The 14,839-nt window shown below is 67.3% G+C and carries 12 protein-coding genes; 11 read left to right on the plus strand and 1 reads right to left on the minus strand.

Going from position 1 to position 14,839, the window contains the following annotated elements; all coding sequences use genetic code 11:
* Positions 1-83 precede the first annotated feature (83 nt).
* The 11 genes from IF11_RS0131875 (at position 84) to IF11_RS41445 (ending at position 14,047) form a co-directional block, all read left to right on the plus strand.
* Complete coding sequence (locus IF11_RS0131875) at positions 84-1,421, plus strand: ArgE/DapE family deacylase (protein WP_030355265.1); 1,338 nt, start codon at positions 84-86, stop codon at positions 1,419-1,421.
* Positions 1,418-2,398, plus strand: coding sequence for a phosphotransferase enzyme family protein (locus IF11_RS0131880; protein WP_030355266.1), 981 nt, complete (start codon positions 1,418-1,420; stop codon positions 2,396-2,398). The genes IF11_RS0131875 and IF11_RS0131880 overlap by 4 nt, the downstream gene beginning before the upstream one ends.
* An 86-nt stretch (positions 2,399-2,484) precedes the next feature.
* Positions 2,485-3,801, plus strand: coding sequence for an aspartate aminotransferase family protein (locus IF11_RS0131885; protein ID WP_030355267.1), 1,317 nt, complete (start codon positions 2,485-2,487; stop codon positions 3,799-3,801).
* A gap of 9 nt (positions 3,802-3,810) precedes the next feature.
* Complete coding sequence (locus tag IF11_RS0131890; RefSeq protein ID WP_030355268.1) at positions 3,811-4,542, plus strand: ATP-binding cassette domain-containing protein; 732 nt, start codon at positions 3,811-3,813, stop codon at positions 4,540-4,542.
* Positions 4,543-4,558: 16 nt separating this feature from the next.
* Positions 4,559-5,620 (plus strand): ABC transporter permease, encoded by a 1,062-nt coding sequence (locus IF11_RS0131895; RefSeq protein WP_157848467.1) that lies wholly within the window; start codon positions 4,559-4,561, stop codon positions 5,618-5,620.
* A gap of 41 nt (positions 5,621-5,661) precedes the next feature.
* Positions 5,662-6,666, plus strand: a complete 1,005-nt coding sequence (locus tag IF11_RS0131900) for a substrate-binding domain-containing protein (RefSeq protein ID WP_078491026.1) — start codon at positions 5,662-5,664, stop codon at positions 6,664-6,666.
* Positions 6,667-6,741: 75 nt separating this feature from the next.
* Positions 6,742-8,862 (plus strand): amidase family protein, encoded by a 2,121-nt coding sequence (locus IF11_RS0131905; protein WP_051746397.1) that lies wholly within the window; start codon positions 6,742-6,744, stop codon positions 8,860-8,862.
* Entirely contained in the window at positions 8,834-10,303 is a 1,470-nt protein-coding gene (locus tag IF11_RS0131910) for an amidase (RefSeq protein ID WP_206300580.1), read from the plus strand. The genes IF11_RS0131905 and IF11_RS0131910 overlap by 29 nt, the downstream gene beginning before the upstream one ends.
* Positions 10,304-10,320: 17 nt before the next feature.
* A complete protein-coding gene (atzF, locus tag IF11_RS0131915) occupies positions 10,321-12,078 on the plus strand; it encodes an allophanate hydrolase (protein ID WP_030355273.1) in 1,758 nt (585 codons plus the stop codon).
* Positions 12,079-12,244: 166 nt separating this feature from the next.
* On the plus strand, positions 12,245-13,072 hold the full coding sequence (locus tag IF11_RS0131920) for a DeoR/GlpR family DNA-binding transcription regulator (protein WP_051746398.1): 828 nt from the start codon (positions 12,245-12,247) through the stop codon (positions 13,070-13,072).
* Positions 13,073-13,312: 240 nt separating this feature from the next.
* Complete coding sequence (locus IF11_RS41445) at positions 13,313-14,047, plus strand: hypothetical protein (RefSeq protein ID WP_030355275.1); 735 nt, start codon at positions 13,313-13,315, stop codon at positions 14,045-14,047.
* 33 nt (positions 14,048-14,080) lie between these two features.
* On the opposite strand, the gene IF11_RS0131930 is transcribed toward IF11_RS41445, so the two are convergent.
* Positions 14,081-14,839, minus strand: a 759-nt coding sequence (locus tag IF11_RS0131930; protein ID WP_051746399.1) for an integrase core domain-containing protein, incomplete at its 5' end; no start/stop codon positions are given.

Consider the following 14,839-nt stretch of genomic DNA (forward strand, 5'->3'; position numbering starts at 1 on the left):
GGATCAATGTGAGGAGCGAACATCGATGTGTATCGTCACGAACACTTTAGATCGAATACCAAACATGCTGGACAAGGACGGCTATGCACCAGAACGACGTTGCCACCGGTCACCGTCAGGCGGTACTCCAGGCGGTCGACCATGGTTTCGAGGAGGCCGTCGCCTTTCTGCGGCAGTTGATCCGGACGCCCAGCGTGAACCCGTGGTTCGGTGACAAACCCGACGTCACGGGTGAGGGCCGCGTGCAGAGGGTCTTCCGCGAGCGGCTCGAAGGCCTGGGTGCGGAGGTCGATGAGTGGGAGCCCTCGGCCGAGGCGTTGGCTCACCACGAGGGGGAGCCCGGTTACTTCGCCGACAGGGATTTCACTGGTCGGCCCAATGTGGTGGGGCGTATCCCCGGGACGGATCCCGCGGCACCTGCTCTGATGTTCCTCGGGCACTGCGACGTCGTGGCGGTCGGCAAGGGCTGGACCGTGGAGCCGTTCGCGGGCCTGCGCAAGGACGGCAATGTCTACGGACGCGGTGCGGCCGACATGAAAGGCGGTATGGCCGCGGCGCTGGGTGCGATCGCCGCGGTGCGCGAGGCCGGGATCGCTCTCCGCGGCGATGTGCTGTTCGCCTCTGTGACCGAGGAGGAGACGGGCGGGATGGGAACCCTCGCCCTCATCGACCGGGGATACCGGCCGACGGCCGGCGTCATCATCCCCGAGCCCACGAACCTCAACGTTGCGCCGTTGTGCCGCGGCATCATCTGGGGCGAGATAACGATCCCCGGACGCGCCGGGCACATCGAGATCACCCAGCCCGCGTGGCAGGAGGGCGGGGCCGTCGACGCGATCGCGTACGGCAAGCGCCTGCTCGCCGCGATCGACGAGACGAACGCGCGGTGGCGTGAACTTCCGGAGAAGAACCACAAGTACATGGCGGCGCCCTGCCAGATCAATGTCGCCGAGGTCCACGCCGGAACGTACCCCAGCACCTATGCCCACGACTTCACGATCCGGTTCGACATCCAGTATCTGCCGGCCGAACTCGACGAGAAGGGGGGCGGGGGCCGCGTGCGTGAGCAGGTCGAACAGCTTGTGCGCGACTTCTCGACCGGCGACGCCTGGCTGGCCGAACACCCCGTCGAAGTGACCTGGCTCGTCGACGCCGACTGCGGTGAGACTCAGGACCAGGAGCCGATCGTCACGTCGACGTACCGCAACGCCCGGGAACTCGGGCTGCCGACCCGGATCGAGGGCGTTCCCAGCCACACCGACATGGGTCTGCCGATCAAGGCGGGAATCCCGACCGTCACATTCGGTCCCGGCAGTCTCAGCATCGCCCACCAGCCCGATGAGTTCGTCGGTGAGGACGAACTGCGCGAGGCCATGAAGGTCATGGCGCTGACGGTCCTCGACCTCTGCGGCGTGGCGTGAACCGCGCCACGCACGGGGCGGACCGGCTCGCCGCCGTGCTGGAGCGCGAGTTCGGGCTGAGTGGCGCCGCCGACGTGACGCACGTCTACTCCGAGGCGGATGCCACGTACATCGTCTCCGGGCCGTCAGGGCCCACGCATGTACTCAAGGTCGCCGCTCCCGGCCGGATCGCGGACGTGACCCTCCAGGTGTCACTGCTGGCGCACGTCGAACGCAGCGATCCGGGTATACCTGTGCCCCGGGTCGTCCCCACACGCCGGGGCGAACCGTTCTGCCGGACGGTCGTGGGCGGCGAGTCCCGGCTGGTCCACCTGTCGACGTTCCTCGCGGGACGTCCGCTGGAGCTGGCCGCTCTCAATTCCCGCCTGGTGACGGACATCGCGACGACCCAGCACCGCCTGCAGGCCGTGCTGGAAAGCTTCCCGGACGCGGGCGCCGTGGTTCCCGTCCGGCATCCCTGGGCTCTCGACGCGGTACTCGACTACCCGCCGCTCGTCGAGGAGCACCTCGACGCCGGGCAGCGCGCGTATGCCGAGTCCGTGACCGCTCGCTACGCCGCGCTCGCGGCGGGGCCGGCGGCCCGGCTGCCCAGGCAAGTGATCCACGGAGACTTCAACCTCTCGAATCTGCTCACCGCGGGGCGACGTGTCAGCGGGGTCATCGACTTCGGGGACTGCGTCATCGGACCGCGTGTGCACGACGTGGCGATCGCGCTGGCTTACCTGGCCATGCGGGACATCGGGGCCAGGGCGCGTTTCAGTGCCGAGTACTGCGACCGGCTGGCCGCGCTGGGCGGTCTCGACGAGGACGAACGCGCCATGCTGCCGCTGCTGATAGCGGCACGTGTGGTGATGGTGCTGGCGCTCGGGCGCGACACGGCGCGGCGTTCGCCGGACCGTGCGGAGTACGCCCTGCGCTACGACGCTCCGGCGGCGGACCTGCTGCGGGCGCTTCGGGACGAGGAAGCGGACAAGTGATGAATGGCAGTCGACTCGCGCCGCGGCGTGAGCGGATCGGGGATGTGGTGACGCGGAACATTGGCGGCGTGCGGCTTGATGGCGCGATGGTGAATCAGTTCAAACCGTCTCGGGCCGGCCTGCTGGACGAGACGGACCGGGTGTTGCTGGAAAAGCGGCGGAAGGTCCTCGGGGACCTCTATCCGTTGTTCTACGACCATCCCGTGCACATCGTGCGGGCCGAGGGCTCCCGGATCTACGACGCGCAGGGGCGCGAGTACCTCGATGTGTACAACAACGTGCCGAGCGTCGGCCACGCGAACAGGCGTGTCGCCGAAGCCGTGTTCGCGCAGATGACCACGATGAACACGCACACGCGGTACTTGCAGGACGGAATCGTCCAGTACTCGCAGCGTTTCCTCGGGACCTTCCCCGGCCACCTCGACCACGTGATCTACACGAACTCGGGTTCCGAGGCCAACGATCTGGGGATCCGGATCGCTCAGGGGGCTGCCCGGCGGACCGGCGTGATCGTCACCCGTAACGCCTACCACGGAACAACTCAGCTCATGTCCGGTCTGTCGCCCGAGAACGGGTCGAAGATGCCGCTGAGTCCCTTCGTACGGCTCGTCGATCCGCCGGACGCATACCGGCTCGGCGCGGAGAACGCGGCCGCGGCCTTCGCGGCCGAAGTCGAGCGCGCCATCTGGGACCTGAAGCGCTACGGCATGGGGACCGCGGCACTGCTGATCGACTCGATCATGTCGACCGACGGCATCTTCACCGACCCCGCGGGCCTGCTCGACCCCGCGTTTCGCGCTGTCAGGGAGGCCGGCGGATTCGTGATCGCCGATGAGGTCCAGCCCGGTATGGGACGTACTGGCGAACACATGTGGGGCTTCCAGCGTCATACGGCCGAGGTCGACATGGTCACGGGCGGCAAGCCCCTGGCGAACGGGATGCCGATGGGGTGCCTGGTACTCGGTAGTCACCTTTCCAACGCGTTTGCCTCGGAGAATCGTTACTTCAATACATTCGGTGGCAACCCCGCGACAATCGCCGCGGCCGACGCGGTGCTTTCGGAGATCGAGGACCGGGACCTCGTCGCCAACGCCGCACGCGTCGGCGGGCAGTTGCTCGACGGCCTCCGCGCCCTCGCGCAGAAGTTCCCTGTCATCGGAGACGTGCGCGGGGCCGGGCTGTTCGTGGGCGTGGAGATCGTCGCGGACTCCGTGACGAAGGAGCCGGACGGTGAGCTTGCTCACCTCCTCGTCAACTCGCTGCGCGAGGAGGGAGTGCTCATCTCCGCGGTGGGTCCGTGGGGACAGGTACTCAAAGTCCGCCCTCCCCTCGTCTTCACCGATACCGACGCCGCCGCCTTCCTTCGGGTCTTCGAGGACGTACTTCAGTCAGTGAGCGAGTGAGGTGAAGACATGACAGAGGTTCTCTTGATAAGGGACCTGGGCAAGAGGTTCGGCGGCGTCACGGCGCTCCACAACGTGAATCTCAGCGTCGGCGAGGGCGAAATCGTCTCCCTGCTCGGCGACAACGGAGCGGGAAAGTCCACGCTCATGAACGTCATCTGTGGGGCCGTCCGCGCCGACGAGGGGTCGGTGACGGTCGACGGCGAGGAGCTGACGAGCCTCACCGACGCCAAGCGGCTCGGCGTCGGAGTCGTCTATCAGGACCTGGCGCTGGCGCCGCATCTGTCCGTGACCGAGAACCTGTTCCTCGGCAATGAACACACACACGGCTGGGGGATACGGCGGCTCAACCGCAAGCGCATGGCCAAGGAGGCGCGTGACGCCATCGAGGCGCTCGGGATCAGCACCCTGCGCGATGTCCGGCTCCCGGTGGGGCGGCTCTCGGGTGGACAGCGGCAGGTTCTCGCGGTGGCCCGGGCCATGAACTGGGCCAAGAGGGTCATCCTCCTCGATGAGCCCACGGCGGCGCTCGGGCCGAAACAGGTCGGCATCGTCCTCGACTCGATCCGGAAGGCCGCGGATCAGGGAATCGGCGTGATCCTCGTGTCGCACGACATCCCGAACGTGCTCAAGCTCTCCCACCGCATCGTGATTTTGCGGCACGGAACGGTCATCGAGGACGTCCGCCCGGACGGACGAACCGTCGCGGAAGTGGTCACGAAGATGGTCGGCGATGAGTGAGACAGGGAGGACCGGCATGGAGACGACGCAGACGAAGCCAGTGGTAACAGCGGGGCCCAAGGAGACAGGAAAAGCGTCAGGTGCGGGGAAGCCGGCTGCCGCGCGGGGGCGCCGGCTGTCCGTTACTTCGCTGCTCGGCAACCGGGTGGCGCAGGTCCTGACCGTTGAGATCGCCCTCATCATCATGTTCGGTTTCCTCAGCGGCGGTACGGCCTTCTTCAGTGACACGAACGTGCGGAACATGATCCTCACGGCGGCTCAGGTCGTGCTTCTCGGTGTGGCGCAGGCGATCTTGATGTCGGCCGGGCAGATCGACATCTCGCAGGGCGCCGTGGTGATCCTCTCGTCCGTCTTCGGCGGGAAGGTCATGATCGCGATGTCCGGGTCCGCCCCGGAAGCCGTCGCGATCACCGTCGGCCTGCTGGTCTGTGTCGTCACCGGGATCACCGTCGGCCTCATAAACGGATTCCTGGTGGGAAGGATGGGCATCAATTCGCTCGTCGCCACCCTCGGCATGCTCTCCGTCGCCAGTGGCGTCGCCGCGGTGGTCACCAAGGGAACCAACATCTTCGGCCTCCCTTCCGGACTCCAGTCGGGATTCGGGTTCGCGCAGATCGCCGGCATCCCCGCGCCGACCCTGCTCATGGCGGTCGTCGTGGGTGTCATCTGGTACTTCTACCGGCGTACTTCGTGGGGCACCCATGTGCTGGCGGTCGGATCCAACCGGCTCGCAGCCTCGCGGGTCGGCATCCCTACCGCGAGGAAGATCGCCGGGGTCTTCGTCCTCTCGGCTTTCGTGTGCGGGATCAGCGGCTTCATCGACCTCGCCCGATACTCCACGACGGACATATCGGGCCACACCAACGACGCCATGGCGTCCATCGCCGGAGCGCTGATCGGCGGAACGAGCCTGACCGGAGGAGGCATCAGCTTCGTGGGGACCATCGCGGGTTCCCTGCTGGCGATCATCCTGCAGTCCGGCTTGGTGATCATCAACCTATCCCCCTTCTACCAGACCATCGCCGTCGGTGTGCTGCTCATCATCGCGGTGAGTCTGGACAAGCTCCGGCGAAGGTAATTCGTCCACATTCTGCTGACATCACATGAATCAAGGAGTGAATGATGTTCGGAAGACGCAATTCCGGTATGGCCATAGGGGCCCTCGCGGCAGTCGGGCTGCTTGTCTCAGGATGTTCGAGCTCGGGCACGGCGGACTCCTCGTCCACTTCGGGCGGCAAGAAGACCATCGCGTTCGTTACCCCGCAGAACACGAACCCGTACTACGGGACCATGAAATGCGGCGCCCAGGACGCGGCGAAGAAGAACGACGTCAACCTGCTCTGGCAGGGCACCGCCAGCACGGAGACCGCTGACGAGATGAACGTCCTGAACTCCGTCATGGCGAAGAAGCCCGACGGCATGTCCATGACCGTGTGGGACAACACCGCGTTCAACGCCGTCGCGCACCAGTACATGGCCGGCGGCGCTCCGCTCGTCACAGCGGATTCGCTGCTCTCGGACAACAGCATGCTGCAGAGCATCCGTACCGACAGCTTCGGCTCTTCGCGCGACGCGGCCAAGGACCTGACGAAGAACATCACCGGTGGAAGTGTCCTGATCCTGACGGACAAGCCCGGCAACCAGATCCAGATGGCTCGCGCCAACGGCTTCAAGGAGGGCCTGAAGTCCAACGGTTCCCTGAAGACGCTGGACATCCAGTACGTCGGCTCCGACTCGGCGAAGGCGTCGTCCACCGTGTCGTCGGCGCTGGCGGCGAACCCGGGCATCAAGCTCGTCTTCACCACGAACGACGCGGCGGGCACCGGCGCGTCCAACGCGCTTCGCGCCGCGAAGCAGACGGGTAAGACCACGCTCGTCGGCTACGACACCGAGCCGGCCCAGGTGGATCAGCTGCGCAAGGGCGAATACCAGGCCCTGATAGCGCAGAGCCCGTACCAGATGGGCTACGACGCGGTGAGCCTCCTCGCCGACGTGCTGAGCGGGAAGACGAAGAAGTCCGACGTCACCGAGAAGACGAAGTACACCCCGTGGTACATCGTCACGAAGGCCAATGTCGACACTGCGAAGGCGCAGTCGTTCGTCTACAAGAATCAGTGCAACTAGTGCGGGTGCGGGGCACTTCACGTGCCCCGCACGCTCGGCCGAAAGGCCCCACCGATCTCGGTGGAAGGAGGAGATGTGTCCGGGAACAGCCAGGGTCACGGGCAGTGGACGATCGGCGGTCTGCGTCATGAACTCGACAGCGGGGAGCTGACCGTCATGGCGATCGCGACGGTCTGCGTCGAGCGGATCGCCGAGCTGGACCGGCGCGGGCCCGCGCTGAACTCCGTTCCCGTGCTCAATCCGCGCCTCTTCGAGGAGGCCCTCGTACTGGATCGCGAGCTCGCGCGCGGAGAGCCGAGGGGTCCGTTGCACGGTATTCCGTTCACGGTCAAGGACAGCTTCGTTGTCGAGGGAATGCCGATGGCGGCGGGGTCGCCCGCCTTCGCCGGGCTGACGGCTTCACGCGACGCGTTCGTCGTGGAGACGCTGCGACGCGCGGGTGCCCTGCTCATCGGTAAGACGAACATGCCGCCGATGGCGATCGGCGGCGGGCAGGCAGGGGTGTACGGCAGGACGGTGAGTCCGTTCAACCCCGAGTACCTGGCGGCCGCCTGGCACTCGGGATCATCGATCGGCTCCGCAGTGTCCGTCGCGGCAGGGCTGTGCGCGTTCGGTATCGGCGAGGAGACCGTCTCCTCCGGACGGTCGCCGGCGTCGAACAACGGCCTGGTGGCGTTCACCCCCTCCTGGGGGCTGGTGTCGAGCCGGGGCAACTGGCCCCTGCATCCTCTGCGTGACGTCGTGGTTCCCCATGTGCGCACGACGGCCGACCTGATGAGCCTCCTCGATGTCATCGCGACCGACGACGGCCACGACCTCTGGAGACGGCAGCGCGGCGCCGCGGTGCCGTCCGCCGTCGACGTGCTGGGAGAGCCGGACGCGCGTGCGCTCCGTCCCGGCGCGCTCCGTGGTCTTCGGGTCGCCGTCCCCGCCCTGTACGTCGGCGAGCGGCTCGACGGCGTCGAGCCGCTGCCGATCCGCCGCTCGATCCTGGAGCTGTGGAATCGTGCCGAGGCAGTGCTGCGCGGCCTGGGCGCCAGTGTCAGGCGCGTCCGGTTCCCCGTGGTCGAGCACTACGAGGGCCGCCGTCACGACACTCCCGGCCTGGTCGCACTCGGCTATCTCCCCGCGGACTGGGACGCCTTCGAGCTGAGTGAGCTCGTCTCCCACGGGTGGTCGGCATTCCTCGCGGAGAATGCCCTTGGCGCACCCTCCCTGCGGGACTTCTCGCCCTATCAGCTGCGCCCCGACGCGCCAGGCAGTGTCGATGCGCGCCTCGGCGCGACCGTTCACCCGGGGCGAGACACCTTCGACTACGCGGAGGTCACACGGTCGCCCGACGCCGGCGCCCTCGCGTCCGTAGCGGTCAAGGACCGTCTCGACACAGTGATCCGCGGACTCGTCTCCGCGCGTCACGACCTGTTCGAGGCATGGATGGACGCCGAAGGCATCGATGTTGTCGCCTTTCCGGCCAACGGCAACATCGGTGCCTGGGACGCGGACATCAACGAGTCGTCGGCGGCCATCGCCTGGCAGGACGGCGCGGTGTTCTCGACGATGAACCATGTCATGCGGCGGCTCGGGATCCCGAGCGTCACGACTCCGATGGGCGTCATGGCCGACACGCGGATGCCGGTCGGCATCACCTTCTGCGGCCGGGCCTACTCCGATCCGGACCTCATCCGCATCGCCCACGACTACGAGCGGGCCGCCGCCGTTACCTGTGTCCCCGGCATTCCCGCGCCCGCCCACCTGGCACCGCGCCGTACACGACGGGACGCAACCCACGCGAGCGGGGAAAGCCGCTCGCTCATGCCGCCGGAGGTCACACTCCAGGCGAGCGCCCGGGTCGACGACACGGGCGACGTCCTCGTCACCGTCCGCGCCGAAGTGTCCGCCGGTGCCGAATCCAGCGGCACCGTCCGCATCGTCGGCCGGCTCAAGGTCGACGCCTCCACGATCACCGTCACCGGTCCGGTGACCGAGGCGACCGTGCGCATCGAGGCGGCCGTCCGCCGTGCCAGAAACCTCACCCGCAGCCTCGTGCACCTGGTACTCGACGCGCCGGACGGCGGCGTGTGGTGGTCGAGTTGCGCCGAGGTCCCCTTCGTCCGCTCCAACCCGCTGGCGGTCCCGACCGCTGCCCCACACCAAGAGGAAACCTGGCATGAACACGATGACAGTCGCCGCCGGTGACACGTCTCTTCCCCTGTACTGGTGGTCCGCGACGGACCTGCGTGATGCCATGGCGAGCGGCGAACTGACCGCCGTCGAGGTCATGGAGGCGCACCTGGACCGTATCGAGGCGGTGAACCCGCGGATCAATGTGATCGTCTCGCAGTTCCCTCGCGACGTGCTCCTCAAGCGTGCCGCCGAGGCGGACGTCGCCCGGCTCGACGGCCGGCCGTGCGGGATCCTGCACGGGCTGCCGGTCGCGGTCAAGGACCTTCTCGATGTCGAAGGACTGCCCACGACACGCGGTTCGAAGGCCTACGCGGGCCGGGGACCGGCATCGGCCGACTCCCCGGCCGTCCAGCGCATGAAGGCCGAAGGCGCCATCGTGGTCGGCAAAACCAACACTCCCGAGTTCGGCGTCGGCACGCTCACCTTCAACGACGTCTTCGGAGTGACGCGAAACCCCTACGACCTCTCGCGGCACGCCGGCGGCTCAAGCGGCGCCGCCGCGGCGCTGGCGAGCGGCATGGTCCCCCTCGCGGACGGTTCGGACTCAGGCGGCAGCCTCCGCTACCCGTCGTCGTTCTGCAACACGATCGGCCTCCGGACGACAGCCGGCCGTATTGTCGCGGATCCCGGCCCTGCGGCCTGGTCACCGCACAGCGTCCTCGGTCCCATGGCACGTAACTCCCGCGACGCCGCTCTCCTGCTCGCGGCGATGTCCGGCGAAGGGCCGGAAAGCCCAGTGGCGTGGGGACGTGAACGTACGGCGCCGATCGCCGCCGCTGAATCGGCCGGACTCGCCGGACTCCGGCTCGCCTGGAGCGACGACCTCGGCGGACTCCCGGTGTCCCAGGAGGTGCGGAACGTTCTCAAGAGGACGCGCAAGACCCTCGAAGGGCTTGACTGCGAGGTGGTCGACGTCGACGTCGACTTCTCCGGCGCCGAGGAGTGCTGGCAGATCATCGAGATGTTCGGCTTCTTCATGCTCGGCGGCGAGGACGCGTTGACGCGCCCCGAGAACTACAGCGAGGACTTCGCCCGCAATGTGCGTGAGGGCGCTGCCCTCACACCGGCCGATCTCGCACGCGCGCTTCAAGCGCGGTACGACTTCTTCCACATGATGGCCGAGGCGCTCAAGGGCTTCGACGGACTTGTCGCACCCGCCACACCAGTACCGGCTCCCGAGGCCGAGTCGAGGTGGGTCCAGGAGATCGACGGTGTCACGTTCGGGCGCTACTTCGAGTGGCAGCGACTGGCCAACCGCCTGACCATGACTAGCCACCCCGTACTCGTCACGGGCGCCGGCTTCACCGCCGACGGGCTTCCCGTAGGAATGCAGATCACCGGTCGCATGGGGCGTGAGGAGGATCTGCTCACCGTCGGCGACCGCATCGAACAGGCGACGGGCTGGAACGCGGTGCGTCCTGCGCTCGGAGAAACGATCGCGGCGCTCCGGTAAAGGCGAGGCACGCTCACATGACCGAGGCACAGAGGACTGAGGCTCTGATGGAACGGTTCCGCGCGCTGCGGAAGCGCTTTGACGACGGAGACCACGGCAACGTATGGATCTCGATGCGTGACGAGGAGGCATTCCGCGCCGAACTGGAGCGGAGCTCCGCGCGCGGCGAGGAACCGGAACCGGATCCCGGCACGGCAACCCCCCACCCGATGCCGCTGAACGGGGTGCTGCTGGCGGTCAAGGACAACATCGACGTACGGGGACTTCCGACGACCGCCGCGACACCCGCGCCGCTGCGCGACCCGGAGACGGACGCCGCCGTCGTCGAGGGGCTTGCCCACGCGGGCGCGATCGTCGTCGGCAAGACGAACATGGACCAGTTCGCGACGGGGCTCGTCGGCACGCGGTCACCCTACGGTGCGCCCGTGTCGGTGAGTGACTCCTCCCGGATTTCGGGGGGATCGAGCTCGGGCTCGGCCGTGGCGGTCGCCGCCGGTCTCGTGGACGCCGCTCTCGGCACGGACACCGCCGGATCGGGACGGGTGCCCGCCGCGTTCAACGGCATCATCGGCGTCAAACCGACCCTGGGGCTCGTGCCCATGACCGGCGTCGTTCCCGCCGCCCCGAGCTACGACACCGTGACCCTGTTCACCCGCGATTTCGACACCGCCGAGCGGGTGCTTCCACAGATGGCGAAGTACGTTCACACCGACCCCACGAGCCGGGCATGGCCGGCCGACGCACCGCTGGCGGCCCCGCCCGTGGCACGGCTGGGCATTCCCCGGCCCGAGAACCTCTCGGCGATGTCACCACAGTGGCACGCCGCGTTCGATGACGCGGTGACGGCACTCGACGCCGAGACCTTCACCGCGCAGCGGGTCGACATCGACGGGCTCCTTCGCATCGCGCGTCTGCTCTACGAGGGCGCACTCGTGGCCGAGCGGGCACACGCATTCGGGCCCGAACTCGCCCGTCTCGGCCACACCGCCGACCCCAGCATCCGGAGAATCGTCGGTGCCGCCGACCCGAGCGCGGTAGACCTCGTCCGAGACCAGCAGACCCTGCGCGCCGGCATTGCGGAGGCCCGCGCGCTGTGGGAACGGGTCGACGCCCTGCTGCTGCCGACGGCACCCGGCCACCCCACGACGGAGGACGTCGCCGCCGATCCGATCGGGGTGAACTCCTGGCTCGGTACCTACACCAACTTCGTGAACCTCCTCGACATGGCCGCCGTCGCGGTGCCACTGCGCACCGGCTCCCGGGCACCCATGGGGCTGACACTCGTGGGCAGGGCCTTCTCCGACCGTCTGCTCTTGGACCTGGCGGAGCGCCTGCGCCCGGACTTGCGAAGCACTGCCGCGACCTGGATCCCGGCCCACCACCGCGTCGCCGTGTTCGGAGCGCACCTGACCGGCGAGCCTCTCAACCACGAACTGACCGGCCTTGGCGCACGCCTGCTGAAACCCGTACGTACCACCGACCACTATCGCCTGTTCCGCCTCAGCACCGATCCGGCGAAACCCGGTGTGGTGGACAGCGGGGAACCAACGGGACACCCGGGAATCGAGGGCGAGTTGTGGGCCCTGCCCCCTGCCGCCGTCTCAACCTTCCTCGAAGGCATCGCCTCGCCACTCGCACTGGGGCGGATCACGCTCGATTCCGGCGAATCGGTAACGGGATTCGTCTGCGAACCACGCGCCGTCGTGGAAGCACGTGACGTCACCTCCGCCGGCGGATGGAAACGGTACCTCCAGGCAGCGGGCCCGACCGGGTGAAGCCACCGCACCACGGACAAATCGCGCCCACAATAACGCAGTTCAGCTCTGGACGATCAGCCGGGAATGCGAGAATGCAGCAGCGCCGGGCGTGGAGCTCCCACCAAGAAGGAGCCGATGGCAAACAGCGCGTCCTGCTGTGCGGGCGTAACGGAGGAGCTCACTGATGAAATCGCAAAAGATCCACCGGCAGAAAGCAATCATCGACCTGCTTCAAGAGCACGGCAAAGTTGAGACCGCCCTGCTGAGCAGGGATCTCGGAGTAACCGAGATGACCATCCGCCGGGACATCGAACAACTCGAAAAGGAAGGCGTCCTCTATCGCGTCTACGGAGGCGCCGTACCGACATCAGGTCGCAGCTTTGAACCGCCGTTCAGTATCCGTTTGACTCAGAAAACGGAATCAAAAACTGCTATCGCGACACAAGCGGCACGGCTTGTGCCGCGGGGGGCGAACGTAGCCCTCGATTTCGGCACCAAAACCTACTTCGTGGCCAAAGAGCTGAGAAAACATCCTGGCGCGCTGATCGCACCGACGGGTCTGCACGCGGCCCGGGAACTCGCAAAAAACCCCGCCATCCGGATCCTGATGCCCGGCGGCCACCTGAAACCGAACGAGCTGAGCATTTACGGCTCCGACGCCGAGGATTTTTTTCGCAGCCACCGCTGGGACGTTTCACTCGTGAGCATCGCAGGAATTGATACCGACCAGGGGTTGACGGACTACAACAGAAGTGACGCAAAACTCAAGGCGTCATTGATTCACAATTCAGACTGCGTCGTCATACTCGCCGAGGAGCGGTATCTCGGCGCCGTGTCATTCGCTCCTGTCGGCTCGCTGGAAAAAGTGCACATCGTTGTGACCGACGCACACCCGGACCACAAGAGCTTGACCGACTTCCACAAGAGAGGCATCAATATAATCTCCACGCAAAATCCGCCGCACGAGGGCGACGGGTTCGCCGGGGCCGAACCGGACCGCGACACCGACTAGAATTCTGCGGTGAACGCCACCCACCCCGGGGACTGACTCTGTCGGGGATCTTGAGATGACGGTGTCAGCGCTGGTCGTGCGCCATGACTGCCGACGGGGGATTGCGTGCTGGTCCAAGAAGCAGTACCAACGCCGGGATACTCCCATGTCTGATCGCCACACCGGCTGAGTACGATCACCTATGCCGGTCTGGGTACGCAAGCGGCTGCCGGCCGCGCTCGGCACAGGAAGGGTGGACACATGCGCCGACTGCTGCTGCTCGCCCCGCTGTTGCTGTTCACTGTCGGCTGCGGGGTAGTGCAGTCCTCCGAGGGTGACGCGACGGACGCCGCACGGGAGGTGGCCAGGAAGGCGGGCGAGCGGCTCTACGGCCAGCGTCCGCGCACGGCGGAGGAGGTCGGGCGCTCCGCCTCCGGCATCGACGGGGTGGAGGTACTGCGAGTGACGGGTACCTCGACACACGACGGGGACGGCATCGACGTGGTCGTCCGCACGTCCGGCTCGGCGTACAACGGATGGCTCGACCTTGAGGAGGTTGCCGTGCGGCGCTGTTTCGCGGTGCGGGTGTCGCCCAAGTCGGAGTGGCGTGAGGATCCCCGTGACGTGGACTGCCTGGATGGACCTCCGCTGACCTTCGCCCCGCCACCCGGACCGCCCCGGCTGCCGTACGAGGAGCTCCACGCGAAACTTCCCCGGGTGCCGGAGGGAGGCCGGGTGGACGAGGCCGAGGTGCGCCGTATGCTCGCTGCCCTGGATCTACATCCGGCGATCCGTACCGAGGTGAAGGCGGACGGCGGCCGGGTCGGCGTTCTCCTGTCGGTAAAGGGCAACGGCTTCGACGCGCAGGACTGCCTTCTTGCCCGCGTGGGCCCCGGCGCCAGTGAGGTGTGGGTGCCGCCCCGGATCCAGCGGATGCCCGGAGAGGGCGGCTGCACCGTCGACAACGCCCTGGACCCGAAACCGCCACCGCACTGAACCGGGTACCTGACGCTGTGCCTGCCGGAAACCTCATCCGTGCAGTTCAGGCGGCGTGTCGGTACTCGTGGATGACTTCGCCGAGGCGGTCTTGCGGCGTATGTCCAGGCGGGTGATCTGTTCGGGGTCCAGCGGTTCGGGGACGGCGCGTAGGGGTGCCGCCTGGTTCATCGCCTGGTGGGGCCGGTGCGCGTTGTGGTGCTGCTCGAACTCGCGGAGCGCACGGTGGAGGTGGTGCTCGTTCCAGATCAAGGTCCGGTCGAGGAGTTCGTGGCGGCGGGTCTGGACCCAGCGCTCCATGATGGCGGTCATGCGTGGCATCCGGATACCGGTGAGGACGACCTGGATGCCGTCGTCGGTGAGGATCTGGGCGAAGAGCGCGGGGTACTTCGCGTCCCGGTCCCGGATCAGGTAGGCGACGGTGGCTTGGGCGTCCTCCAGGTCCATGACGAGGTTTCGTGCGGCCTGGGCAACCCGGTCCGCGGTGGGGTGCGCGCTGGTGCCCAGGATCCGGACGCGGCGGGTGGCGTGCTCGATGGCGGCGAGGATGTACGGGCGTTGCCCGGTCAGGGTGACGGTCTCGATGAAGTCGCGGGCCAGGAGGGCGTCGGCCTGGGAGTGCGGGAAGTCGGCCCGGGTGTTGGCGGCCCGGTTGGGCGCGGGGTCGATGCTTTCGGCTTGGAGGACCTCCCGGACGGTGGAGGCGGCGACTGTGATGCCGGGAGTGGCGAGTTCGCCGTGCACCCTGCGGTAGCCCCACGACGGGTTCTCCCGGACCAGGCGCAGGATCAG

The organism is Streptomyces scopuliridis RB72 (assembly GCF_000718095.1).
Lineage (GTDB): Bacteria > Actinomycetota > Actinomycetes > Streptomycetales > Streptomycetaceae > Streptomyces > Streptomyces scopuliridis.

What these genes read in the sequence shown, in the direction of transcription:
- IF11_RS0131875 (WP_030355265.1), top strand. Translation starts at nt 84, where the DNA reads ATGCACCAGAACGACGTTGCCACCGGTCACCGTCAGGCGGTACTCCAG.
- IF11_RS0131885 (WP_030355267.1), top strand. Translation starts at nt 2,485, where the DNA reads ATGGTGAATCAGTTCAAACCGTCTCGGGCCGGCCTGCTGGACGAGACG.
- IF11_RS0131890 (WP_030355268.1), top strand. Translation starts at nt 3,811, where the DNA reads ATGACAGAGGTTCTCTTGATAAGGGACCTGGGCAAGAGGTTCGGCGGC.
- IF11_RS0131895 (WP_157848467.1), top strand. Translation starts at nt 4,559, where the DNA reads ATGGAGACGACGCAGACGAAGCCAGTGGTAACAGCGGGGCCCAAGGAG.
- IF11_RS0131900 (WP_078491026.1), top strand. Translation starts at nt 5,662, where the DNA reads ATGATGTTCGGAAGACGCAATTCCGGTATGGCCATAGGGGCCCTCGCG.
- IF11_RS0131910 (WP_206300580.1), top strand. Translation starts at nt 8,834, where the DNA reads ATGAACACGATGACAGTCGCCGCCGGTGACACGTCTCTTCCCCTGTAC.
- atzF (WP_030355273.1), top strand. Translation starts at nt 10,321, where the DNA reads ATGACCGAGGCACAGAGGACTGAGGCTCTGATGGAACGGTTCCGCGCG.
- IF11_RS0131920 (WP_051746398.1), top strand. Translation starts at nt 12,245, where the DNA reads ATGAAATCGCAAAAGATCCACCGGCAGAAAGCAATCATCGACCTGCTT.
- IF11_RS41445 (WP_030355275.1), top strand. Translation starts at nt 13,313, where the DNA reads ATGCGCCGACTGCTGCTGCTCGCCCCGCTGTTGCTGTTCACTGTCGGC.